Origin of the sequence: Butyrivibrio sp. (assembly GCF_015056685.1) — a bacterium.
GTDB lineage: Bacteria > Bacillota > Clostridia > Lachnospirales > Lachnospiraceae > Butyrivibrio.
Window position 1 is genome coordinate 114,623 of record NZ_SVFW01000003.1, and the last position, 23,026, is coordinate 137,648.

The 23,026-nt window shown below is 41.3% G+C and carries 20 protein-coding genes; 3 read left to right on the forward strand and 17 right to left on the reverse strand.

The genetic code is table 11. The features are described 5' to 3' along the window. The 9 genes from E7303_RS01925 to E7303_RS01965 form a co-directional block, all read right to left on the reverse strand. On the reverse strand, positions 1-272 hold a 272-nt coding region (locus tag E7303_RS01925), incomplete at its 3' end, for a glutamine synthetase III (RefSeq protein WP_292143591.1). 112 nt (positions 273-384) lie between these two features. After that, positions 385-1,968, reverse strand: a complete 1,584-nt coding sequence (asnB, locus tag E7303_RS01930; RefSeq protein ID WP_292143592.1) for an asparagine synthase B — start codon at positions 1,966-1,968, stop codon at positions 385-387. A 124-nt stretch (positions 1,969-2,092) separates the two neighbouring features. Then, positions 2,093-3,862 (reverse strand): ammonium transporter, encoded by a 1,770-nt coding sequence (locus E7303_RS01935; RefSeq protein ID WP_292143593.1) that lies wholly within the window; start codon positions 3,860-3,862, stop codon positions 2,093-2,095. 703 nt (positions 3,863-4,565) lie between these two features. Next, a complete protein-coding gene (locus tag E7303_RS01940; RefSeq protein ID WP_292143594.1) occupies positions 4,566-5,042 on the reverse strand; it encodes a pyridoxamine 5'-phosphate oxidase family protein in 477 nt (158 codons plus the stop codon). An 8-nt stretch (positions 5,043-5,050) separates the two neighbouring features. Further along, positions 5,051-5,371, reverse strand: coding sequence for a DMT family transporter (locus tag E7303_RS01945; RefSeq protein WP_292143595.1), 321 nt, complete (start codon positions 5,369-5,371; stop codon positions 5,051-5,053). 117 nt (positions 5,372-5,488) lie between these two features. Then, positions 5,489-6,985 (reverse strand): carboxypeptidase M32, encoded by a 1,497-nt coding sequence (locus tag E7303_RS01950; protein ID WP_292143596.1) that lies wholly within the window; start codon positions 6,983-6,985, stop codon positions 5,489-5,491. A 390-nt stretch (positions 6,986-7,375) separates the two neighbouring features. Beyond that, positions 7,376-7,828: a thioredoxin-dependent thiol peroxidase gene (gene bcp / locus E7303_RS01955; protein WP_292143597.1), complete on the reverse strand. Its 453-nt coding sequence runs from the start codon at positions 7,826-7,828 to the stop codon at positions 7,376-7,378. A 112-nt stretch (positions 7,829-7,940) separates the two neighbouring features. Beyond that, positions 7,941-8,735, reverse strand: a complete 795-nt coding sequence (locus E7303_RS01960) for a hypothetical protein (protein WP_292143598.1) — start codon at positions 8,733-8,735, stop codon at positions 7,941-7,943. 83 nt (positions 8,736-8,818) lie between these two features. Next, positions 8,819-9,253 carry an ATP-binding cassette domain-containing protein gene (locus E7303_RS01965; RefSeq protein WP_330601601.1) on the reverse strand — a complete coding sequence of 145 codons (435 nt, stop codon included), beginning with the start codon at positions 9,251-9,253 and terminating at the stop codon, positions 8,819-8,821. Between the two features lie 129 nt (positions 9,254-9,382). Here E7303_RS01965 and E7303_RS01970 point away from each other — a divergent pair, with 129 nt between their 5' ends. Next, positions 9,383-10,555 (forward strand): IS110 family transposase, encoded by a 1,173-nt coding sequence (locus E7303_RS01970; protein WP_292143599.1) that lies wholly within the window; start codon positions 9,383-9,385, stop codon positions 10,553-10,555. Positions 10,556-10,671: 116 nt separating this feature from the next. On the opposite strand, the gene E7303_RS01975 is transcribed toward E7303_RS01970, so the two are convergent. From E7303_RS01975 to E7303_RS02000, 6 genes are all read right to left on the reverse strand, one after another. After that, the gene (locus tag E7303_RS01975; protein WP_292143600.1) at positions 10,672-11,892 is read right to left on the reverse strand and encodes an ATP-binding cassette domain-containing protein; all 1,221 of its coding nucleotides are present in this window, start codon (positions 11,890-11,892) and stop codon (positions 10,672-10,674) included. A gap of 260 nt (positions 11,893-12,152) precedes the next feature. Further along, positions 12,153-14,297, reverse strand: coding sequence for a beta-galactosidase (locus E7303_RS01980; RefSeq protein ID WP_292143601.1), 2,145 nt, complete (start codon positions 14,295-14,297; stop codon positions 12,153-12,155). Between the two features lie 78 nt (positions 14,298-14,375). Beyond that, positions 14,376-15,722, reverse strand: coding sequence for an MATE family efflux transporter (locus E7303_RS01985; RefSeq protein WP_074885346.1), 1,347 nt, complete (start codon positions 15,720-15,722; stop codon positions 14,376-14,378). A 37-nt stretch (positions 15,723-15,759) separates the two neighbouring features. Then, entirely contained in the window at positions 15,760-16,803 is a 1,044-nt protein-coding gene (rsmH, locus tag E7303_RS01990; protein ID WP_292143602.1) for a 16S rRNA (cytosine(1402)-N(4))-methyltransferase RsmH, read from the reverse strand. A gap of 93 nt (positions 16,804-16,896) precedes the next feature. Then, positions 16,897-17,268 carry a type II toxin-antitoxin system HicB family antitoxin gene (locus E7303_RS01995; protein WP_292143614.1) on the reverse strand — a complete coding sequence of 124 codons (372 nt, stop codon included), beginning with the start codon at positions 17,266-17,268 and terminating at the stop codon, positions 16,897-16,899. Beyond that, positions 17,255-17,524, reverse strand: coding sequence for a type II toxin-antitoxin system HicA family toxin (locus E7303_RS02000; protein ID WP_292143603.1), 270 nt, complete (start codon positions 17,522-17,524; stop codon positions 17,255-17,257). Before E7303_RS02000 ends, E7303_RS01995 begins: the two co-directional genes overlap by 14 nt. 165 nt (positions 17,525-17,689) lie before the next feature. Between E7303_RS02000 and E7303_RS02005 the strand changes: the two genes are divergently transcribed. Next, positions 17,690-18,034 carry a helix-turn-helix domain-containing protein gene (locus E7303_RS02005; RefSeq protein ID WP_292143604.1) on the forward strand — a complete coding sequence of 115 codons (345 nt, stop codon included), beginning with the start codon at positions 17,690-17,692 and terminating at the stop codon, positions 18,032-18,034. 7 nt (positions 18,035-18,041) lie between these two features. Further along, entirely contained in the window at positions 18,042-18,860 is an 819-nt protein-coding gene (locus E7303_RS02010) for a TrmH family RNA methyltransferase (RefSeq protein WP_292143605.1), read from the forward strand. On the opposite strand, the gene E7303_RS02015 is transcribed toward E7303_RS02010, so the two are convergent. Next, the gene (locus tag E7303_RS02015; protein WP_292143606.1) at positions 18,861-21,245 is read right to left on the reverse strand and encodes a glycoside hydrolase family 2 TIM barrel-domain containing protein; all 2,385 of its coding nucleotides are present in this window, start codon (positions 21,243-21,245) and stop codon (positions 18,861-18,863) included. Positions 21,246-21,359: 114 nt separating this feature from the next. Then, positions 21,360-23,021 carry an ABC transporter substrate-binding protein gene (locus E7303_RS02020; protein ID WP_292143607.1) on the reverse strand — a complete coding sequence of 554 codons (1,662 nt, stop codon included), beginning with the start codon at positions 23,019-23,021 and terminating at the stop codon, positions 21,360-21,362. Between the last annotated feature and the right edge of the window lie 5 nt (positions 23,022-23,026).

A 23,026-nucleotide genomic window follows, 5' to 3' on the forward strand; every position in this document is an offset into this window, starting at 1 on the left:
TCATCTGTTGGAGAAATAAAGCTGTCATGCTTCTCTGCTGTGAGACCTGTCATAGGCTGGAACCAGTGTGTAAAATGAGTTGCTCCGTTCTCAACAGCCCACTCCTTCATGGTTGCTGCCACACAGTTTGCAACCTCAAGCTCTAAGTGTGTTCCTTTTTCAATTGTCTTATGAACTGCCTTATAAATGTCTTTTGGAAGACGCTCTCTCATTACTTTGTCATTAAATACAAGGCTTCCAAATTCTTCTGTTAATTTGCTTGCTTCTATCATTCTTTTCTCCTCCGTTAAAATTTATTTAAGGGATTCTCACTAAGCTCGTTAATACCTCGCTAAGTGTTCACCCATGGTTCGCACTAGCTTCGATATTACCTCAGCAAGTGCTCTACTCACCTGAAGCTCCATAGTTGGAAAGGACTCTTGCTGATGGATCGTTGACATTACAGCCTTCCCAGTTTTTGTTTGGCATCCAGAAATCTATAACCATATCCGACTGTCCCGGATAGTATTTTTCAAATATCTCTCTATAAAGAAGTGATTCCTTTGTGAAGGGCTTCGCGTGAATGTATTTTTTCCTGAGGCCCTCATATTCCGCATAGGTGTACTTCTCATCTGCATATTCCATGAGGTCATCTCTAAGGGAATGACCCACAGCATCTGAGAAAGCTGCTTTTTCTCTCATAAGGATTGAATGGGGTATCACTTCATCCTTTTCAAAGGCCTTTCGCAAAAGAAATTTCCCAATTCCGTAAGTGTTTAATTTCTTTTCAGGGTCAATGCTCATTACATAATCCACAAAATCCAGATCTCCGAAAGGAACTCTTGCTTCGAGTGAATTTACGCTTATGCATCTGTCTGCCCTTAAGACGTCATACATGTGGATTTCTCTGATTCTTTTGGCTGCTTCTTCCTGAAAAGCTTCCGCACTTGGCGCAAAGTCTGTGTACTTGTAGCCAAAGAGCTCATCCGATATCTCACCGGTAAGAACCACTTTGATGTCTGTGTTTTCATGGATCCACTTGCACAGAAGATACATTCCGATTGAAGCTCTTATGGTAGTGATGTCGTAGGTTCCAAGGGCATGTATAACAGGTTCTATGGCTTTAATGACATCTTCTTTTGTGATGATCACTTCATGGTGGTTGCTGTGAATGTAATCAGCTACTTCTCTTGCATATTTAAGGTCAATGGCGTCTATGTCCATGCCGATCGCAAATGTCTCAAGTGGCTTATCTGAAAGGCTCGCTGCCACACCGCATACCAGCGACGAATCAAGACCTCCAGACAAAAGAAATCCCACAGGCGCATCAGCGTCCAGGCGCTTTTTTATTCCATTAAGGAGTTTGTCGTGAATCTTCTCGGTTACGACTTCGAGACTGTCTGTTGATATTTCTTTTACCTTAGTCAGATCCCTATAGCAGACAAACTCTCCATCTTCATAGTAATGCCCTGGTGGGAAAGGCATTATTTTATCTGTGACTCCCACCAGGTTCTTAGGTTCTGATGCAAAAATGATGTATCCTTCGCTGTCATAGCCGTAGTAAAGCGGTCTGATACCGATTGGATCTCTGGCTGCTATGAATTTCTTTTTCTCCCCGTCATAGATAACGCATGCGAACTCTGCATCGAGGATACTGAACATTTTTGTACCAAGCTTTTCATATAAAGGAAGCAGTATCTCGCAATCGCTTTCGCTTTTGAAGCTGTAGCCAAGAGATGTCAGGTACTTTTTCAGATCTTTGAAGCCGTAGAGCTCTCCATTGCAGATAACGGTATTTTTTCCATTATTGAATGGCTGCATACCTTCCTCTGAAAGGCCCATGATTGAAAGGCGATTAAAGCCCATCCATCCGCCTTTTACCTTTTGGATCCTTGTCATGTCGGGTCCACGAGATGCTGTTTTTTCCAGCATTTCTTCAAAGAAATCTTCACTTACCGATTCTCTTGCGTATGTAAGAATTGCGCACATACTGTTTCCTCCTGGGTGGTTAGTTATATATATTTGAATGATATACGCATGACTCCGCTTCGCTCTCGTCATGCTACATCATTCTGGGATTCTCACTAAGCTCGACAGAACCTCGCTAAGTGCTCTACTCAACGTCAGCTAAAGCCGCAGCACCTTCTTCTCCGGTGCGGATCTTGACTACATTGTCGAGGCTGTAAACGAAGATCTTGCCATCTCCGATGTGGCCTGTATAAAGAGTTTTCTTAGCTGCTTCTATAACGTCTTCAACCGGAATCTTGCTCACAACAACTTCCAGTTTAATTTTAGGAAGGAGTGTGGCATCCATTTCGACGCCACGATACATGTCGCCGGAACCCTTTTGGACGCCACAACCCATGACTTGAGTAACAGTCATTCCGGTTACGCCAAGGTCGTTCATAGCGCGTCTAAGCTTGTCGTAACGGGATAACTTTGCGATAATAACAACTTTATGAATTCCTGATTCTGTATGTACAGGTGCTGTAACGACAGGAACTGAAGCTTTCTTCTGGAACTCTGAAGCCTCTTCGTAGTCGCTTACACCAAGATCTGTGTTTTCATTTACTGACATGTTCAATGTGTTTGAAACATCCATGATTGCAAATCCTGAATATGCTGATGCAAGTCCATGCTCTGTAGAATCAAGTCCAAGGATCTCCTCTTCTTCTGAAACACGAAGTCCAAGAACTGCCTTGATGGCAAGGAATGTGATGCTGATTGTAACTGCTGTCCAAGCTGCTGTTGCAATCATTCCAAGAAGCTGAATTCCAAGAAGCTTAAAGCCGCCGCCAAAGAAAAGGCCGACCATTTCGTTTCCTGCGGCATCAGCTATTGAATAGCCGGGAGCTGAATTAGTTGCAAAAAGACCTACTGCAATTGTTCCCCAGATACCATTGAGGCAGTGTACTGCAACTGCACCAACAGGGTCATCAACGTGAAGCTTGTAATCAAGAAGCCATACACCGAAACAAACAAGAAGTCCTGCTACGATACCGATCACAATTGCACCAAAAGCATCTGTTACATCACAAGGAGCTGTAATAGCTACAAGTCCTGCAAGAGAAGCGTTAAGACACATTGAAACATCAGGCTTTCCATATTTGAGCCATGTGAAGATCATGCAGGTAACAGTTGCAAGTGCAGGAGCAATTGTTGTTGTAACAAATACGCTGCCGAGCTGATCAACTGATGTACAAGCTGCTCCGTTAAATCCGTACCAGCCAAGCCAAAGGATGAATACTCCAAGGGAAGCTGCTACAAGATTGTGACCAGGGAAAGCATTTACCTTTGTAACTTTTCCTGCTTTATCTCTTTCGAACTTACCAATACGAGGTCCAAGGAAGGCTGCTCCGATTAAAGCTGAAATACCACCAACCATGTGAATGCAGTTAGAACCTGCAAAATCGTGGAAACCAATCTGTGAAAGCCAGCCACCGCCCCATGTCCAGTGAGCCTCAATAGGATAAATGATTGCTGAGATAACTGCCGAGTACACACAATATGAAATGAATTTTGTTCTCTCAGCCATTGATCCTGAAACGATTGTTGCTGTTGTAGCACAGAAAACAAGGTTAAATACGAAGTTTGACCAATCAAAGCCTGCATAGTTAGTAAAGATATCAAATCCCGGTTTTCCGATTATTCCGGCTAAATCCTCCCCAAGAAATAATCCGAAACCGATAAGAATAAATACTACTGTTCCAATACAGAAATCCATAAGGTTCTTCATTATGATATTTCCTGTATTTTTTGCTCTGGTAAAACCAGCCTCACACATTGCAAATCCGGCTTGCATCCAGAAAACCAATGCTGCACCTATAAGAAACCAAACACCAAAAACACTGCTGTCAATTGCGCTTAAGATTTCCTCGTTCATACTTTTTCTCCTCTCTCCCGGGAAAAATATAAAATTCAAACCCTCACAGATTTCCCGGTAAAAAAAGCGATGCAACGGCACACTACTTTTTTGTAGTATGATGCCCCATTGCATCGCTTAGTCTTAATCTTTATGCTGTATTATTTTTAGTTTTTATGGAATACATGTATACACAAAAATGTGTAGTCCGCGGATCATGCACCCATATATGCAAAAAGCGCCTTAGAGAGTACTCTCTAAGACGCCTTTGTCTTTATGAATATGAAGTTTACTCCTGTATAAAAAACATGTCAAGAACTTTTGTATACAATTTTTTCTTAATTTTTCAACTCATTTCTCAATCCGCTTTCTATGTTTGCAGTCATAATTATAAGCGCTTGCGATTGACTCAATATCCGATTATATAATTTGCAGTCATATCTAATCATGTTTTCAGATGACTCATAAGCTTCAACCTTCATTTGCGGTCAATCCTTTTCAACTAAATGATTGACTCATTTTGTACCATTGCAATTTGCGGTCAATCTTGATTCCCAAATACAGTGACTCAAATAAGACAAATTGCGATACGAGTCATTTCACCACTGGTAATTGGTTGACTCAAATGAGGTGAGGCGTAAATAGAGTCAACTTGCATTTCTGTAATATTTTGCTTGAGCCTCAAACACGAAACAAATTCCCGATTCCCGGTTACTTTTTCCACTTATGACTCATTAACCAGCTTTCCTGTCATATGCTCTGGCGCAAGCTCCAGACATTGCACACGCGGAAATGCATTCTTAAGCTCTTTTTCCAGATATTCTTCGTCATCGGTAAACTTCCTGGTTAGTGCAGTACAGATTTCCCTCGCCTTTTTTTCATCTTCAACAAGTCTGATCCTGCCAAAGATAATAACGCTTTTAATATTGAGAGCCCAATCGCCTTCCTTGCGATATCCTTCATCATAAACGCAGTAACTTGCTTTATCGCATGTTTTGATTGCGTCAATCTTATGTCCCTCTTTGGCTCCATGAAAATAGATTTTCCCATCCTCTTCGCAGTACCAATGATCTATAGGAAGTCCATAAGGATAACCATCATCACCTATTAGTGAAAGTACCCCTCTCTTAGTATTCTTCAATATCTCTATACACTCTGAATCTGATATTTGCTGATTAAATCTTCTCATTTTTCTAAACATGACACACCTCACTCTTTTGCTAAAATCTTAAGTCCTGCTATTCCGACTACAATCAGAATAACACATATTACCTGCGGAACGGTCAACTTTTCATTAAAAAGAAATATCCCCAGCAATGTAGTTCCAACAATTCCCATCCCGGTCCACATAGCGTAAGCAGTTCCAAGCGGCAGATGTTTAAGTGCTATCGATAGAAACACTGCACTTGCTATGTAGCCAACCCCGGTTACAATTGACGGAATCAGCAACGTAAAGCCATTAGACATCTTCATAGCTACCGCCCACGTAATCTCAAGAGCTCCTGCAATAAATAGATAGATCCACTTCATTTTTTACCTCCAAAAAAACGCCATTCCCTTACCTGCTAAGACCTAACGGTAAAGAAATGACGTTAATCCCACTACTCGGTAGCAATGGGCGCCTTTTTATTTAATAGTAACATATTATCAAAAGTTATAAATCTTTGCATACTTATCTTTGAAGTGCCTGATAAGCGGCTTTGCAGAAAGTTCTTGTCCGCACACAGCTTCCAGCACTTCGCTTGATATTCTAGTTGCGCCATACTGGTGAATCTTCTCATTGAGCCACTTTGTAATCTTTTTGATTTCTCCGGCTGCAAGGATATCGTCTATACTTCCAAGATCTTTTTCTATTGCTTCGAGGAACATTCCGTCATAGATGCTGCCAAGAAGGTATGATGGGAAGTATCCAAAGCTTCCGTCAGACCAGTGCATATCCTGTAAAACACCCTGCGCATCAGTATCAGGAACAACATGAAGGAGCTCATCCATCTTGTCATTCCACATCTTCGGAAGGTCTTTTACATCTGCTCCATCAATGAAAATTGCTCTCTCCATCTCGTATCTGAGGATAATGTGGAGACAGTATGTAAGTTCGTCAGCTTCAGTTCTGACAAGACTATTTTCAATGTGGTTGATTTCTTTATAGAATTCCTCTAATGTTACAGACTTTAACTCAGGAACAATCTCACATACCTTTGGCCAGATTGGTTTCCAGAAATTGATGTTTCTTCCAAGGATGTTCTCATAGAACCTTGACTGGCTCTCATGAAGTCCCATGTAGCTGATGGAAGCACCTTCAGTTCCTTCATACTTGTGGTCAACATTCTGCTCAAAGATAGCATGTCCACCTTCATGAATAGCTGAGAAAATTGCAGAAATAACCTCATTCTCGTAGTAATGGTTTGTGATCCTGACATCATCAATAGACATGTTTGTGGTAAACGGGTGCTCGGTTTCAGCCTGGGCAAATCTTTCCATATCAATTCCCATGTACTCCACAAGGAACTTGCAAAGCTCAGCCTGCTCGTGAGCAGGTACTTTCATAGTAAACTTGCTGTGATCCGGCTGTGGGCAGGCAAGAATCTTATCCAAAAGAGGGATCAGCTCTTCTTTAAGTTCCTCGAAAACTGCATCAATCTTATCCTGTGTCATGCCTCTTTCATAATCATCGATAAGGGCATCATAGGGCTGCATATCAGGAGAAACATATTTCTTATACTCTTTAACCGCTTTAATAGTTTTCTCAAGCGGTGCTTCGTATGACTTCCAGTCATTGTTCTGTTTAGCCTTAGGCCACGCAATTGAAGAAGCTGTAATGGTTTTTACATACTCTTCGTAGAAATCCTGAGGAACGCGTCTCATCTTATCGAGCTGCTCCTTAGTTCTGGTAACGTCAAACTTCATTACATCGTCAAGTTTGTCGAACTCTTCTTTTTCAGAAAGTTTGCACACAAGACCATAAAACTCATCATCTGTTGCTTTCTTGAAATGCTCAGTTGAAAAGAATGAAATGGCATCTGATAATTTCTCTTTTCCACCATCAGGACATGTGGTCTCAAGATCCCAATGCATAAGGGACATTGCATGTCCAAGGTAGTTAAGTTCTTTCTGTTTTGCTTTGTATTTCTCAAGTAATGTCATCTAATTTGTCTCCTATTATGAATAATATTTATCGAATATATGTTCTTGTTTGTCACTACCGGTTATGTTAGTATAGTCACTAGGCGGTAGCCCTGCAAACGCAGGGAGGTGATGCCAATGGTAAGTTATGATGATTTATTCACATACACGCTTGTTTTAATAGCTCTTATCACATTGGTTCTTAAGATAAAGAAATAACCGCCCCGAACTGGCATTCATGGCGGTTAAAATCTTTTAACTAACGTAATGACAAAGCGGGGTTACCGCTTTCTTTATCTCAATTATAACAAACCATTTTCCTTTTTCAACATTCAATTTATATTTTCGCAGATGTTTCGGTATTTTTACGAATCTGCTTGTCATAGGCGGCAGTAAACTCACTATCTCTCTTTATAGCTGCCCAAGCATCTTTTGTGCATCATCTGCAGCTTTAACTTTATCATCAGCTCTGATAATTATTCCTTCTTCATCAATCAGATATGTCGTTCTGACAATTCCCATGGATACCTTTCCATAGTTCTTTTTCTCTTTCCATACATCGTAAGCTTCTATCACCTTACGCTCAGGATCTGCCAGTAGAGTAAATGCAAGGCCATATTTTTCTTCGAACTTCTTGTGCGATGCCACTGTATCCTTACTAACTCCAAGTACGACAGCGCCTTTTTCCCTAAACTGAGGATACCTTTCTGAAAAGCCGCAAGCCTGCTTGGTACAACCGGAAGTGTTGTCCTTAGGATAAAAATACAAAATAACCTTCTTACCTCTATAATCCTTTAGAGAATGCATTGTCCCGTTCTGATCAGGGAGTTCAAAATCAGGTGCTTTGGTTCCTACTTCTAACATTGATAGCCTCCTTTCGAATTGAGTTTAATATATAAAAAAGTCTGTCTTCTTGCCGTTTCTTCATAAATACACGCACGTCCTTCGACTCTTCAAGATCAAGGGGGGCATCGTATTATAAGCTGTAATTCTTTGAACTTATCACTTTATATTTTCCTTCAAATACTTCGCTGCAGATCCTAAGTTCCAGTTCCTGCCTATGCTTGAAATGATCAAGTAGTGCCGAAGTCCCTGCCACTTTCTTTTCTATAGCATAAGGTGAACTGTCAAAATACCTCATCATAAGCGGAAACCACATTTCATTTCCATTATCATCTGAGCGCTCTTTTCTTATAATATCGATATTGGATGCTATATCATCTGTTTTCAGATACAATATCTGATATTTCCTGCCGGTAAGAGTCTCTTTTACCTTCCTATAAAAATCGATGATCTCTTCGTCAGTGCATTTCTGGAACAGGATCATATCCTCAACAATGTTCTGAAAAATGGAGCATTCGAAGATGTACTTATCTGCGTTCCAGTTCCTAAAACGCTTCAAAATAATATCTTTAAAGCTGTCTTTGTCAATACGCCCGTTATAGATTTCATACTGCTCCAGATCCTTATGAAATCCCGGAATATCAGTAATGATCTGGGTATAACAGATTATCATATGATCATCTGCCGTGGGACTTGTGTCTGTAAAGCTCTTTTCCTCAAAGCTTTTTTCTTCTATCTCACTGCGGATATCACTGTATTTATCAAGAATCTCACTATACTTTCTCTTATCAACATAGGCGCACCAAGCCAGCTCCACCGGTGAATAATCGCCTTCACGTATAGCCTTATAATCAGTATATTTCTCGGAAAGTTTTCTTACAAGCGTACTCTTGCCACTTCCCTGAAGCCCTTCAATAAAATAATTCATATACAACTCCTTTCGAAATGGTCTCTGGGGGCGGAGGCAATGTCATTTAGATAAGCCCGTCCACAAGGTTCATCGCACCGTCTCTATTCAAGCCCATTCTCTGTCAATGTGTAGACCTTCGTACAAACCTCATCTATGTATTTCCTGTCGTGCGAGATGCTGATAACAGCTCCCGGGAAAAGAGATATCATCTTCCTGATTACTGGCCCTGACAGGGGTGAGAAGTTTCGCGTTGGTTCATCCAAAATAAGAACATTCGCATCAGATAAGCTCATTTTAAGTAGAAGCACCTTTGCTTTCTGCCCGCCCGACAACTCTCTTATAGGGTGGTCCATCTCATCCGCTGTATATTTGAGTGATCCAAGATAAGTCCTAATGCGGGTCCGTACTTTCTTATCTCCTCGTATTATATAGTCATACCCATTCTTTACCTTTTCTATAGGTATCAGGTATGCTGTTGAAGATGCTGTGGATTGGTTTAATCTCCTACCGCATAGACGGTTTGAAACAGACTCCAACCACAGCCTCTTTGTCCCAATGTTAATCAGTTAGATACCGCATGACGGTTTATGTAGAACGAGGTTACATCGGCAGAGAGCCCTGTGGATCGACAGCAGCATCAAATACTCTAAAGGAGGATCATGTGTATGATCTATGTTGGCATTGACGTTGCAAAGGATAAGCATGATTGCTGTATCCTCGGTTCAGATGGTGAGATTTTGTTCTCTCCATTCACTATCCAGAACACGTTACAGGGATTTGACGAACTGTATGAGAAGGTCTGGTCATTAACCCAAGACCTTGATGAAATAAAAGTAGGTCTCGAGGCTACCGGACATTATCATCTCAATCTTCTGCGTTCGCTCCTTGATAACGGCCTGGCCAGCTATGTTATCAACCCGTTACATACAAATCTTTTCAGAAAAGGTCAGAGCCTTAGAAAGACGAAAACGGATAAAGTCGACGCTGATTCGATTGCTATGATGTTATTAACCGATAGGACACTCAAGCCCTACTCAGACACATCATACCACAACGAAGAATTAAAGTCGCTCACGAGATACAGGTTTGACAAAGTCCAAGAGCGTGCTAAGCTCAAAACATCTGTCTCCAGACTTGTCAGCATTCTGTTCCCTGAATTGGAAAAACTCGTCCCTACACTCCATATGGCTTCCGTCTATGCTCTCCTCTCTGAGTTCCCCGGAGCTTCGTTTGTAGCCTCATCGCATCTGACTCGTCTTAAGCATCTTCTCTATGAAGCATCCAAAGGGCATTACGGACGTGATGAGGCAATCTCTATTCGTGAAGCCGCCATTTCTTCCGTAGGAGCGGTAATACCAGCGAAATCTATGGAACTAAAGCACACTATCCATCTCATTGAAGTGCTTTCTGATGAGATCAATGAAATAGAAACAGCAATCAATTCCATCATGGATACACTAGAATCTCCAATTACAACTATCCCCGGAATTAAGAATCGAATGGGGGCTATGATCCTTGCTGAAGTAGGCGATTTCTCACGTTTCGAAAACGCAGATCAGATCCTTGCCTACGCAGGACTCTCTCCTTCGACTTACCAATCCGGACAACTGACTTCTTCCTATTCCCATATGGAAAAACGTGGTTCCCGTTATCTGCGGTATGCTTTGTTCAATGCCACGATATACGTCTGCGCTTGGAATCCAATATTTAATGCTTATCTTGCCAAAAAGAGAGCGGAGGGCAAGCATTACTATGTTGCCGTTTCGCATGCCTGTAAGAAGCTTGTCAGGATGATCTATCGGATGCAACTTACCGGCGAACCCTATCGAGCAGCATAATCTATTTTTTCCCTTTTCTGGTTGAGCACCCTTATGGATGCTCTGTTTGTCATGCAGTTTTCAAGGTACTGATTTATCTGAACGAATCACTTCGTTTCATGCTTGACATTTAATAGTTAGTCTGTTTCATCAAGAAACTCCACAGGCGTCACATTAAGATCAATAAGCTCCTCATAGTTTTGTGGCATGTACTGAACTTTTATATCACTCCTTGCAAGAAGCTCTTTGACCATCTTCTTTAGAAGAGTCGTCTTTCCAACTCCGTTAGTTCCAACAATGCAGATTTTCTCAGGTCCTCTTACTCTCAGAAATATATCTTTTGCCAAAATTTTCGTATTATCCGGAGTTCTCAGTTCATCAAGGCTATACTCTATAACAGTCTTGCCAGCAGGCATCCTGGCATCATCAGATCCCAGCTTAAAAAATATTGCTTCCTCCTGCTCAGGCATCTTAGTCATATTCTCATCTTCCTTTTCAAAGCGCTTTCCCATGGCCTTAACAGTGTGCATCTTGTCCTTTAGATTTTTACCCTCAGCTGGCGATTGCCTTGAAACATTCGAAAGAGCATGCTCTACACTGTTATATACTCTTGCATACTTCTCATCTCGGCGCTTTTTCTCTTTCCTGTCATTAAGCGCCTGCTGTTCCTGCCTCTGGAAGTCCTCAGCTCTTTTTTCTATATAATTCCTGTAACTGTCCCTGACGATCGTGTACCTGCTCTTAGTCTTCCTCATGATCTGCTCAATATGAATCACCACATTGGCAGTATTCTCGATAAGAGTCTCATCGTGAGATATGAACAAAGCTATGTGCTCCCACCCATTTATAAGCCTCTCCAGAAGTTCCAGCGTACTGATGTCTATATCGTTTGAAGGCTCGTCCAAAAGGAGAACTGTTGGCTTATCCATCAGTATTCTTAACAGCTGAGCCTTTACTTTCTCGCCGCCGGACAGACTTCCCATATTCTGGTCGCTGTAAAAAAAGTCTACGGGTATCCTGAATTCCTTAGCCAGTTCCGCTAGTTCTTTTGGATCCTTGTCAAAAAAGAGATTGGCCTCTGAGAAATACTCATATAGTGTCTTATCTTTATCTGCATCCGGCAGTTCCTGAGGAAGGTACCCCAGAACTTCCCCTGAAGTTATAAGTTCTCCCTCGCATTCTGTATATTCTTCGGCCATTGACGGATCATATATCCACTTCATAAGGGTAGACTTTCCATTGCCCTCTTCTCCTATGATAACTGCCTTATCTTTGTCATTTAATGTTAGATTGAATTTCTCAAGAATAATCCTAAAATCTTTGCGATGTGTTATAGTTAAGTCTTTAATCTGCAGCATGTATCGCCTCCTGTTCTGCTGCCTAAAATACCAAAATGAGCCTACCTTGCATACGCAAAATAGACTCACACAAATAGACCCACTAATACAGTAAGGCTAAGAATGCATGATAATCCAGTTTAAGCGTACACAAAACAGCCACTATAAGCAGCCTTCAAAAAATTATGTGTTCACTCAAGCTAAATTATCTAATAAACATTCCTTCACCTAAACGCAAAAGCGCTCTTTCTTTATATTTTCAAATTATATTCATGATAACATCAGGCATAAGCTGATGCAATATGATTATTACCTAGCTTCAAAACACTTACTCCATATCCAGGAAGGGTTATCATTCCTGAAGCATCTTCCCCTTTGAATACATCAAGCGCTTTTCCTTTAATTATGAAGTTCTTGACATCCTTTGAATAGTTAAGTATAAATGCGAATTGATTATCTCCATCCCCTCTAACAGCAAGTTCAAGTTCCTCAGGCAGTTCCAGATATTCTCTATATGGGTTCTTAACTCCGAGCTTGTCAAAAAAGACTTCAACTGACTCTTCATTGAAGGCGCTGCCATAATAATATACTTCACCCTTGCCGTATTTATTTACTGTTAGAGCTCCGTATCCGCGATAATAATCATCTTCATATGTTGCCAAAACTTTGCAGTTTTGTCCACAATCCGCCTCTGATCCGGACTGGTTATCCACAGTGAGTTGGTCAGCAAATACACTTGCTGTAAATAATGTATCGTCCCACTTAATGTGGACATCACCTGTATCAGGTGCAATGTAGGTATACTCCGGGATATCACAGCCTGTAAGTGGTTTCAGCTTACCGGGAAGCTTCTCCATTGTGCACTTTCCGGTTATTTCCTTGTATCCACTTCTGCAGCCTATTACAAGCTTTCCGCCCTTCTCAACATACTTTGTAAGAGCAGGTAAAAATCTATCATCAACAATTGTCATATGTGGATAGATCAAAAGATCATATTGGGAAAGCGTTTCAAATAGCAGCTCTGTATCCACTTGTCCACCGGCATCATCTCTTCTGAGATATCCACTAAGATATACAAAATCAATCGGAGTATGAGTTCTTTGAGAAGCATTTATGATTGCCTTCTGGCTTTGCTCCTCAACACTTTTATGCCATACATCATACTCAGCATCCCAGACATTATCGCAGTCCTTAAGAACAGCAACTTTTGCAGCATACCTGCATCCTGCAACAGCTGATAATTTCTGCACTTTAGTGTTAATATCCGCAATCTCTTTTAACCTTCTGTTGTCTCTTCCGGAATAATCAAGGATTCCGTGCCAGTACATCTCCGTTCCGAAAGTCGCAGTTCTCCACCTGAAATAGCTGATAAAATCTGAGCCATGAGCAATTGACTGCATTGTCCACAAGGTGACCTGGCCAGGTCTTGGAGTAGGCGCTCCCATCCCGGAATTCCAGCCATTGGCGCCGGATTGCTGCTCCATAATGCCAAATATAGGTGATATTGATCTTGTCTCTGTAAGATGCCTGCTCCACTTTCTGTCTCTAAGCGCGTCTTCTGAAGGATCATATCCACCAAGAGTATAAGCAAAATTTGGATATGAATCATAGGTTATAAAATCAAGACTTTCGTCTCTCATCCTCTGATAATCCACATGTCCAAATATGCCGTTAGTTGTAATGAAGTCATCTTCTTTTTTATATTTACGGATTATGTCTGCCTGCATTTTAGCCCAGCTGCAGGCACTATCGGATACAAATCTGTAGTAGTCCAAAGTCTGATGAGGGTTCACAACTCCCTGAATAGTAGTTCTCGGAATGTGAACCTCGTTCCAGTCAGTATAAGTCTGGTTCCAAAAAACTGTTCCCCATGCCTCGTTTAATGCATCAAGACTCTTATATTTATTCTGCAGGAATCTGTTGAAGGCTTTATCATCACTTTCTGAGTAAAACTCGGCTATTTCACAGTTTATCTCATTATCAATCTGCCAGCCTATTACGCTTTTTCTTTTACCATAGTGCTCTGCAAATTTCTCAACAATTATTGAAGACAACCTGCGATAATTTTCAGAATTGTAATTATAATGACGACGCATTCCATGCCTAAAAAGAACTCCATCTTTCCTTGCATTTAATACATCAGGATATTTCTCAGATAGCCACGCCGGAGGCGTAGCAGTTGGTGTTCCCATGATCACCTGCATCCCAATTTCATCCGTCAGATCAAGGAACTCATCAAAGAAATCAAAGTTATAGTTACCTTCAGTAAGCTCAACCTTACTCCAGGCAAACTCTGCTATTCTAACTGTCTTTATCCCCACAGACAGCATCCTTTCCAAATCCTCTCGCCACAGCGACTTATCCCAGTGCTCAGGATAATAACACGTTCCAAGAGTTATGCTTTCCCCGTTCAATATTTTTCTCATTTGTTACCTTCCCCTTTTCCATTTGTAGTTGATTCGGTATTTATATTCCAAACCAAAGCCCCAAAAACTCATTACTTCTCACGCAAACACCTTAGTACGCCATTTGCCCTTAAGATATCTTAAGACACAGCCAAGTCCTGTGATTGCCCAGGTAAGTCCGTTTGTATACCAGCATCCCCAAAGTCCAACGCCTGGTATAGCCATGAGTATTGTTGCAAAGCCAATTCTTCCCACTACTTCAATAAGGCCATTTATAAGCGCAAAAGCCGCATCTCCAACACCGTTCAGCATTCCTCTGAATACATATATAAGTCCCAGCGTAAAATAGAATAAACTTGTTATCCTAAGCCCCCTTGCACCAATTCTGATAGCCTCAGCGTTAGGCGTAAAGAATCTTATTATATTTTCTCCGAACGCAAACATAACTATGATCATTAGTATGCTAAATGCCGCAACAAGAAAAACGCTCTTGATACATCCACTTTTTACCCTGTCCAGTTTTTTGGCTCCTGCATTCTGTCCGGCAAAAGTTGAAACCGCAGTTCCAAGAGATCCAAATGGCTGCTGAACAAGCTGCTCAATCCTTCCTGTTGCTGTGTACGCTGCCATTACATTACTTCCAAAGCTGTTAACGACTCTCTGGAGGGCAACGCATGAAAATGCTATAAGGGCATTCTGAAGTGCAAGCGGAATACCAAGTCTTACAGCTTTATCTATGATATCTGTGTTAAGTTCCTTATGGCTGGGATTAAGTTGAAGATATGGATTCTTTTTAACACCTACAGCTATGGAGCCTATCATGGCAATTGTCTGGGAAAAAACAGTTGCTATCGCCGCTCCCGCAACTCCCATATGAAGTCCTACTACTGTTACAAGATCCAGTACTACATTCACAAAGCATGCCACAACCAGAAAAATGAGCGGCGTCTTGCTGTCTCCAAGTGCCCTTAATATTGAAGAAATCATGTTATAAGCAGCAACCAAAAATGTGGCACCGCAAACTATCCTCATATATAAGAGAGCATCTGCCATACATTCTTCCGGAGTATCCATAATTGTCAGAATTGGCCTTGCAAAGAACACACTTACAACACTCATGAGGATACCTGCCACTAAGGTTATGTATATAGAGTTTCCCACAATCTTTTTTACATATTCATCTTTTCCTGCACCAAAATTCTGGGAAATCATAATACCAACACCGGCGCCCATACCCATGCAAAGGGAAAAGAATAAGAAATTCACGCTACCTACCGCTCCAATGGAAGCAAGGCCATATTCGCCGCCGAACTGGCCGACTATTACTGTGTCCGCCAGATTATAAAATTGCTGGAACAGATTACCTAAAAGCATAGGAATAGTAAACTTGATAAGAAGCGCTATTTCATTGCCTTGTGTCATATCGGTAACATATCGCTTTTCCATAAAAACTCCTCAATACACCTCAATACAAATTTAATTGTTACGCCTTAATTGCCCATCTCATCTTGGTAGACTTACTGCGAGGATTCAGCCTGCACTCTTCTGCTGATGGCCTTGTAACATCCTCTGATATATCGCTGTAAACTCCATTCTTTTTCAGTTCCTTAAAGGACTTTTTTACAAGTCTGTCTTCCCCTGAGTGGAAAGTCAAAATCGCAACTCTTCCACCCGGATTAAGTATTCTGGGGAGCTTTTCCAAAAATGAATAAAGAACTTCAAATTCACTGTTTACATCTATTCGAAGTGCCTGGAAAACTCTGGCACAGCTCTTTTTAATAGCCTGTTCTTTCTCTTCTTTTGGAACTTTCCACAGAGCACCTTCAATTGCTTCTCTGAGGGCAGTTGTGGTGTCCATTGGATTCCCCTTTTTCATCAGGTTAAAAACTTTGTCGGCAATTTCCTCAGCATATGGCTCATCCGAATTTTCAATAAGCATTCCGACAAATTCATCCCTTGTTATATTATGAAGTCTTTCTGCTGCAGATTCTCCATGCTCAGGATCAAGCCTTAGATCAAGTGGTCCGTCGACCTTATAAGAAAAGCCCCTCTTGGGATCATCGATCTGCATTGAAGAAACTCCAAGGTCTGCCAGAACAAAGTCAAACTTCCCGGCTTCCTCAGCCACTTTATCTATATTGGCAAAATTGATGAGTCTGAATTTAAAGTTATTCTCTCCAAATCCGGCATTCCTTAGCCTCTCCACAGTCTTTTTTGACTCTATGGGATCGACGTCAAGGCCATAAACACAGCCCTTTCCCTGCAGCTGCTCCAGCATTTTCCTGGTATGTCCGCCATATCCGAGCGTACAATCAAGCCCCTGCTCGCCGGGCTGTATTTTCAGCACATCAAGAATTTCTTTTACCATGATGGAAATATGCATTCCTGCAGGTGTTGAGCCTTTGGATATAACCTTAGCCACTGTATCTGCGTATTTCTCAGGATTCTGCTCTTTATATTTTTCTTCAAACTTTCTGGGATATTTCCCGGAATAGTGTACTCTGCGCTTATGCTGTTTTTCTTCCATTTAGCCTCCAAAAAAGGTAGTATTATGGAATAATTGTAATATTATCCTTGCATAAAAGAAAGATATGAATAGTTCAGATCCGTTTGTAGATAATTAATTCAGTTTATTTGTACTAAGAGCAATGTTTCTTGAAAGGAGATATACACAGTACTGATTCATGCTGATTCCTTCGCGTTTTGATTGCTCAGCCAGTATCCTGTGCAAGCTTTTGGGAATCCGTAGCTTAAATTGACCAGAGTACTTTTCTTTTTTTTCAGGAATACTTATTTCTATTTGCTCTTCAATTGCAGCCTCTAGCCACGTACGTTTTGCATCCTCAGCATTCTTTATCGCCTCTTCAATTGTTTCTCCTACTGTAAGGCATCCGGGTAAATCTGGAAAAGAAACTACATATCCGCCTTCATCTAAATCTTTTACTATTTCCATCTTGTAAGGTAGGTCTATATAATCCTCAATCTTTTTCATTCTCATCTTCTTCATCGTCCTCTCCTTCCTCCAAGACTACATTCTTGACCATTTCTACATAAATCTTTTTAATAGGTTCATGAGCAGGAATTGTTATTGGATTTTTGCCAGGTTTTCTAAATGTAAAATGACTACTCCCTCCTTTTGTTCCCTGCATAACATACCCATATGCCTCTAAAACCCTCTTAAGCTCTTCAAATCGCATATTTCCTGACATTTTGAGTATATTGTTTATTAGTTTTTCCCATCTTGACATTCTCTTTTTCCTCATTGTAATTGGTATCGTATTTGGTGTCAAATGAATATCGTTATTTAGAACAATTCTAAAAACATCTTACTTGTCAATAACAAAAAAATCTGATACTATATAACCGTTGGTTATATTAGCGCAACCATTGGTTATATGTCAAGGAGGAAAATAATGAGCTTTAATTCTAGACGATTAAAGGAAATTCGCGAAAATTTAGGTATTAGTAAAGCTGAAGCCGCGCGACGACTAAACATGACAGCAATGGGATATGGAAGGTATGAAAACGGACAAAGAGAGCCATCCTTTCAGACTATAAACTATATAGCTCAGGTTTTTGGTACATCATCTGATTATCTATATGATAAAGTAAATAATCCATCAGCTAATTGCATCACGATATATAAATCTGATGACCCTGTGCTATTTGATCTTATCCAAACCTATCAACAAAATTCCGATTCAGCCATTCGAATTGCAAACTACTATCAAAAACTCAAAAATAATAAAAAGGAATAACTATATAATGGCAAAAACTTTAATCAAAATAGAAAACTTAAACACTCCTGATCTTCGCGTTTATCATGAATACTCCGAGAATCAGTTATTTCACATAAATGAACCAGACCTTGGGATTTTCATCGCCGAGAGTCCCAAAGTTATCGGCCGGGCACTTGATGCCGGCTATGAGCCAATATCTCTTTTGCTGGAAAAAGATCAGACTGAAAAAGAAGCAGAGGAAATAATAGAAAGAATTACTCAAAGCTCGGATGTTCCAGTATACGTTGCGGAGTCTAAAGTGCTGACTCAGATTACAGGCTTTCACCTTACAAGGGGCGTGCTCTGCGCTATGAGGAGAAAAGAGCTGCCTTCTGTAGCTGATGTATGTCAAAATGCCAGAAGAGTTGCAGTTCTTGAAAATGTAACTAATCCAACAAATCTCGGAGCCATCGTAAGAAGTGCTGCTGCCCTTGGCATGGATGCTGTTCTTTTCACACATGGCTGCACTGACCCGCTCTACAGGCGCGCTGCCAGAGTCAGCATGGGAACTGTATTCCAGGTGCCCTGGACATTTCTCCCTGAGGGAAAAGAGTTTGAGAGTTTAAAGGAGCTTGGATTTAAGAGCGTCGCAATGGCACTTAGAAACGACACTAAGGATATTAGCGATGATGAACTCCGAAACGCAGACAAACTGGCCATTTTCTTCGGTGCTGAAGGTGATGGACTTTTACCTGAAACAATAAGCGCCTGCGACTATTGCGTTAAGATTCCAATGGCACATGGCGTTGATTCTCTTAACGTTGCAGCCGCAAGCGCTGTAGCTTTTTGGGAATTATCAAAATGATCAGATATCAATATTCAGTTCTGATAGTCCTTCTGCCTTAAAACAAACTGTTGCCCTAGAGCCCTGTTCTTTTTTCCTGAAAACTGCCAGTAGTTTTCCGGCGAGCATGGCTCTTTTTTCTTCTTTATAACAGGACAGATCAAGCATGTTACCTGCATCCATTCCAATAAACTCGGCTGCATCATCATACTTAACAGCAACTACAGAATCTTCGGTCGGAACACAATTGCCATTTTCATCTGCAGCGCTTATTTCCACAAATGTAAACTCACCTACGTTCTTCACATCTGCTGCTAGTTTTGACATTTTGCCTGTAGTTTTGACCACACACTCTTTTACAAGCTTATCTCCAATATAGCCTTCTGCACGGAGCTCGCCTGCTTCATATGGCACATCCCAGGATAAATGAAGGTCTCCTGTAGTCGGGTGATATCTTCTCATCTCATCATCCCAGCTCTGTGTTGCTCCATATCTTGGACACGCAGCACCGGACTTTTCTGAAATGAGGCGACCGTTCAGATAGAGCTTAACTCTCTCGCAGTTAGTGTAGCAAAGGACCTGCTTAAACTCTCCTTCGTCGCCTCTAAAGTTCCAATGAGGCAAAAGATGTAGTGTCACATCATCCTTATTCCATATGGACCTGAAATAGTAATAAGCATCTTTCTTAAATCCGGCAGTATCAATTGCCCCAAAGTTAGCGCCACGCCTTGGCCAATGAGCTTCGCCGAGGTAATCTATTCCTGTCCAGATATAGTCTCCCGCAACATAGTCCCTGCTTGCAGTAAATCTCCAAAGAGCTTCATGGGTCAGAGTCGCTGTGATATAGTTTGTGTTATTTGGCCCTTCTAAGCTGTAATCTCCTCTGTCTCCGCATACAGAGGGATTCTCCGTTCCAATAAAAAGTCTGTCCGGGTGAGCAATCTTGTCATCCTCATAGAACCTTTCAGCTCTTTCACGCCACCTTCCTACGTAGTTATATCCCACTACATCCAGAGCCTCAAGGAAGCTGTCTTTGGTGGCAATTGCAGGAAGGGATGCGATGTTATCGCAGGCACTTGTAACAAGCCTTTGTGAGTCCTCTGAGTGCACTATGTCAGAGAGCATTTTTACTATCTGTGCCCCAGACGCATAGCCCTGCTCAGGGATTTCATTCCCAATGCTCCACAGGACAATACTTGGATGGTTATAGTCGCGCCTTATCATGGTTCTTAGCTCTTTTTCCGCATCCAGTGAAAAGAACTGACTAAAGCCGTAGGATGGTTTATCCGAATAATAGTTCTCATTTTTATTCTTGCCCAGGGTCCACTCATCACAGATTTCATCCATTACAATAAAGCCCATTTCATCGCAAAGATCAAGGAAGGCTGGCGCCGGAGGATTGTGTGAACATCTGATTCCATTTACGCCCATATCCTTAAGTGATTTAAATCTTTCGCTCCAAACCTCTTTGTGGAAAGCTGCGCCGAATAATCCGCTGTCATGGTGGAGACATACGCCTTTTATCTTCACCTGCACTCCATTTAACACAAAGCCCTTATCTTTGGTAAAAAGAGCTTTCCTTATTCCTATTTTTTCTATGCGTCTGTCAACTAATGTTTCGTCTTCATACACTCTTGTCTCAAGGGTGTATAAATATGGATCTTTTTCAGACCACAAAACAGGGTTATTAACAAACATCATGCTTGCTGCTTCTGCGCTGCCTTTTGACTTTATCCACAGGGATGCTCCTGTAGCAGCAATCTCTTTTCCACTCTTATCTTTTATTGTCCATCTGATAACTGAGTCTTTGTCTGTATCAGAATAATTGTCTATCTTAGTTCTTAAATCCAGTGTAGCTAAGGTTCCATCATCTGTAACTGTATTTGTATCCACTTTTACCCCAAACAGATTGGTGCAGATATCTCCGTGTTTTCTTAAGTAAACATCTCTGTATATGCCAGATCCTGTATACCATCTGCTGTTTGGCTGCTTGCTGTTATTAACTTTAACAGCTATGACGTTTTTTCCTGGAACTATTTTGTCTGTGATATCCACAGAAAATGTTGTGTATCCGTAGTTGTTTCCACCTACCTTTTTGCCGTTAACAAACACGGTACTCTCCATATAGATTCCCTCAAAAATGAGTTCATATCTTGATTCTTTGACATCCTCGTCTTTTAAGGTCACTTCTTTTCTGTACCATCCGGTTCCGGCCTTTGCATAGCCGCCACCGGCACCACTTTTGTTATCCTTATCAGGAGCAAAAAAAGTATCCCAGTCGTGGGGCAGCGTCAACACTTCCCATGATGAATCATCATATTCAGCTCCTGCAAAAATATCTCCATTACAATCTTCCAAGTTGAATTTCCAATTTTGATTTATTAAGCTGGTATCTTTTAACTCCATTTCCTCTCTCCTGATAAAGTTTAAAAATATAGGGAGCAGGATTATCTGCTCCCTGAATAATCATTTCGTGCATTTTTGTTGCGCATCACACAAAATCACGATACTGCATATTTTTTATCTTGTTGCAAGCCAAGCTTCATACTGACTGTAGAATTCATCAAGTACTGTCTGAAGTCCTGAATCGTAGCACTCTTTTATCATCTTATCAAGAGTAGCATCAACATCATCTACAAGACCAAGCTCAAGCATTGGAACATAAGAATTCAATACTGTGTTAACTGCTGCTTTTTCATTGGAAACATTTGTGTCATCAAATACAAATGTGATAGTAGGGTTGCTTACAACTCTTTCTTCCCAGCTGTCAGAAACTTCTTTTTCTCTAGGATCTCCACCTGCCTCTGAAAGCTCACCGTTCTTGATTGCCCAGGATGCTGAAACTGTCATTGGAGGGAAGTTTTCTGTAGCTCCGTCAACCTTTGTATACTCGTTGTTTTCGTTGATAGTATAGTGCTTGCCCTCTTCACCAAGAAGAATAAGGTGGTTCACATAAGTATCCATCTTCATGATATCAAGAACCATAGCTGCTCTCTCAGGATTCTTGGAGCTTGCAGTGATAGCCATGTCGTTGTTTGAATATGCTTCGCATCCTACAAGATGTGGCTTTGTAATATCATATGCTGCGCCTACTACGCCGTCTGTCTGCTCTGCCTGTCTGATGTATGTAAATACTGAAGCGTTCCATGCAATTGATGCACCCTGAAGTGCTCCGAAAGCATCGTCATCTGTTACTGTGTTTGTAAGAGCTGATCTGCTCCAGCAGCCTGCATCAGCCATTTCCTTCATGTCTTTTGCATACTGACGGAAAGGTTCATATTCGTATACCAGCTTGATATCGTCCTTTGTAGGAAGTGATCCTTCCTTATACTCATAGATCATGTCAAAGAAATCTGAATCAAGTGCAAGGAATGTGTCATACTGCTCTCTGTAAACATCCCAGAGCTCGTTGTTATCCCCTGCTGCAGCAAGTGCATACACACCTGTCTCAGGAGTTTCTTTTTCTGCAACAGTAAGAGAGAAGTTCTTGTAATCATCCCAGCTTGTAAGCTCTGAAATGCCGTATTTATCTGCAATATCCTGTCTGATTGCTACAATCTTACCCATAGGCTGAGCTGTGTTTGATGGAACTGCTATGGTCTTACCTGAAAGAGTTGTCTCATCCCAGCTCTCTGCTGCCTGATACTTATTTGTAAGTGGCATACATTTTGCAATAAAGTCAGAATCCAGTGCGTAGAAGGAGCCCTTTGCAGCTTCGGTGTACATGTAGCACCATGGAGCTGTGAAAATAAGGTCTGCGTCTCCTCCCTGAAGAACAAGTGAATACATTGTTGAGTAATCACTCCAGCTAAGGAATGTTACATTAAGATCTGTGTTAAATGGCTTAAGATAGTCATTTATGAGGCCAAGTACCTCGTCCCAGTCATTTGGCGTATCGCCGATAAGATACATCTGAACTGTGTAAGGCTTACTTAAGTCAATTCCAGAGTACATCTCAGGTGTTGCAGTAACTGTTCCTTCCCCGATTGCTGCCGGAAGATCTGCCAACAGATCTGTTGATTCTGCTGCTGGTGCCTCTGCTGAAGTCTGTGTCTGCTCTGCTGATCCTGCGCTCTGTGTTGTTGTGTCTGTGCTTGTTGTAGAAGCGCTCTCACCACAAGCTGTTAATACCCCCGCTGTCATAGCGACAGACAAAATAATTGATAATACCTTCTTTTTCATTTATA

Coding starts and splice junctions, on each gene's coding strand:
- E7303_RS01970 (WP_292143599.1), top strand. CDS start 9,383: ATGATCTATGTTGGCATTGACGTTGCAAAGGATAAGCATGATTGCTGT.
- E7303_RS01940 (WP_292143594.1), bottom strand. CDS start 5,042: ATGTTTAGAAAAATGAGAAGATTTAATCAGCAAATATCAGATTCAGAG.
- E7303_RS02010 (WP_292143605.1), top strand. CDS start 18,042: ATGGCAAAAACTTTAATCAAAATAGAAAACTTAAACACTCCTGATCTT.
- E7303_RS02015 (WP_292143606.1), bottom strand. CDS start 21,245: ATGGAGTTAAAAGATACCAGCTTAATAAATCAAAATTGGAAATTCAAC.
- E7303_RS01975 (WP_292143600.1), bottom strand. CDS start 11,892: ATGCTGCAGATTAAAGACTTAACTATAACACATCGCAAAGATTTTAGG.
- E7303_RS02005 (WP_292143604.1), top strand. CDS start 17,690: ATGAGCTTTAATTCTAGACGATTAAAGGAAATTCGCGAAAATTTAGGT.
- E7303_RS01960 (WP_292143598.1), bottom strand. CDS start 8,735: ATGAATTATTTTATTGAAGGGCTTCAGGGAAGTGGCAAGAGTACGCTT.
- E7303_RS01950 (WP_292143596.1), bottom strand. CDS start 6,985: ATGACATTACTTGAGAAATACAAAGCAAAACAGAAAGAACTTAACTAC.
- rsmH (WP_292143602.1), bottom strand. CDS start 16,803: ATGGAAGAAAAACAGCATAAGCGCAGAGTACACTATTCCGGGAAATAT.
- E7303_RS01985 (WP_074885346.1), bottom strand. CDS start 15,722: ATGGAAAAGCGATATGTTACCGATATGACACAAGGCAATGAAATAGCG.
- E7303_RS02000 (WP_292143603.1), bottom strand. CDS start 17,524: ATGTCAAGATGGGAAAAACTAATAAACAATATACTCAAAATGTCAGGA.
- asnB (WP_292143592.1), bottom strand. CDS start 1,968: ATGTGCGCAATTCTTACATACGCAAGAGAATCGGTAAGTGAAGATTTC.
- E7303_RS01935 (WP_292143593.1), bottom strand. CDS start 3,862: ATGAACGAGGAAATCTTAAGCGCAATTGACAGCAGTGTTTTTGGTGTT.
- E7303_RS01945 (WP_292143595.1), bottom strand. CDS start 5,371: ATGAAGTGGATCTATCTATTTATTGCAGGAGCTCTTGAGATTACGTGG.
- bcp (WP_292143597.1), bottom strand. CDS start 7,828: ATGTTAGAAGTAGGAACCAAAGCACCTGATTTTGAACTCCCTGATCAG.
- E7303_RS02020 (WP_292143607.1), bottom strand. CDS start 23,021: ATGAAAAAGAAGGTATTATCAATTATTTTGTCTGTCGCTATGACAGCG.
- E7303_RS01980 (WP_292143601.1), bottom strand. CDS start 14,297: ATGAGAAAAATATTGAACGGGGAAAGCATAACTCTTGGAACGTGTTAT.
- E7303_RS01995 (WP_292143614.1), bottom strand. CDS start 17,268: ATGAAAAAGATTGAGGATTATATAGACCTACCTTACAAGATGGAAATA.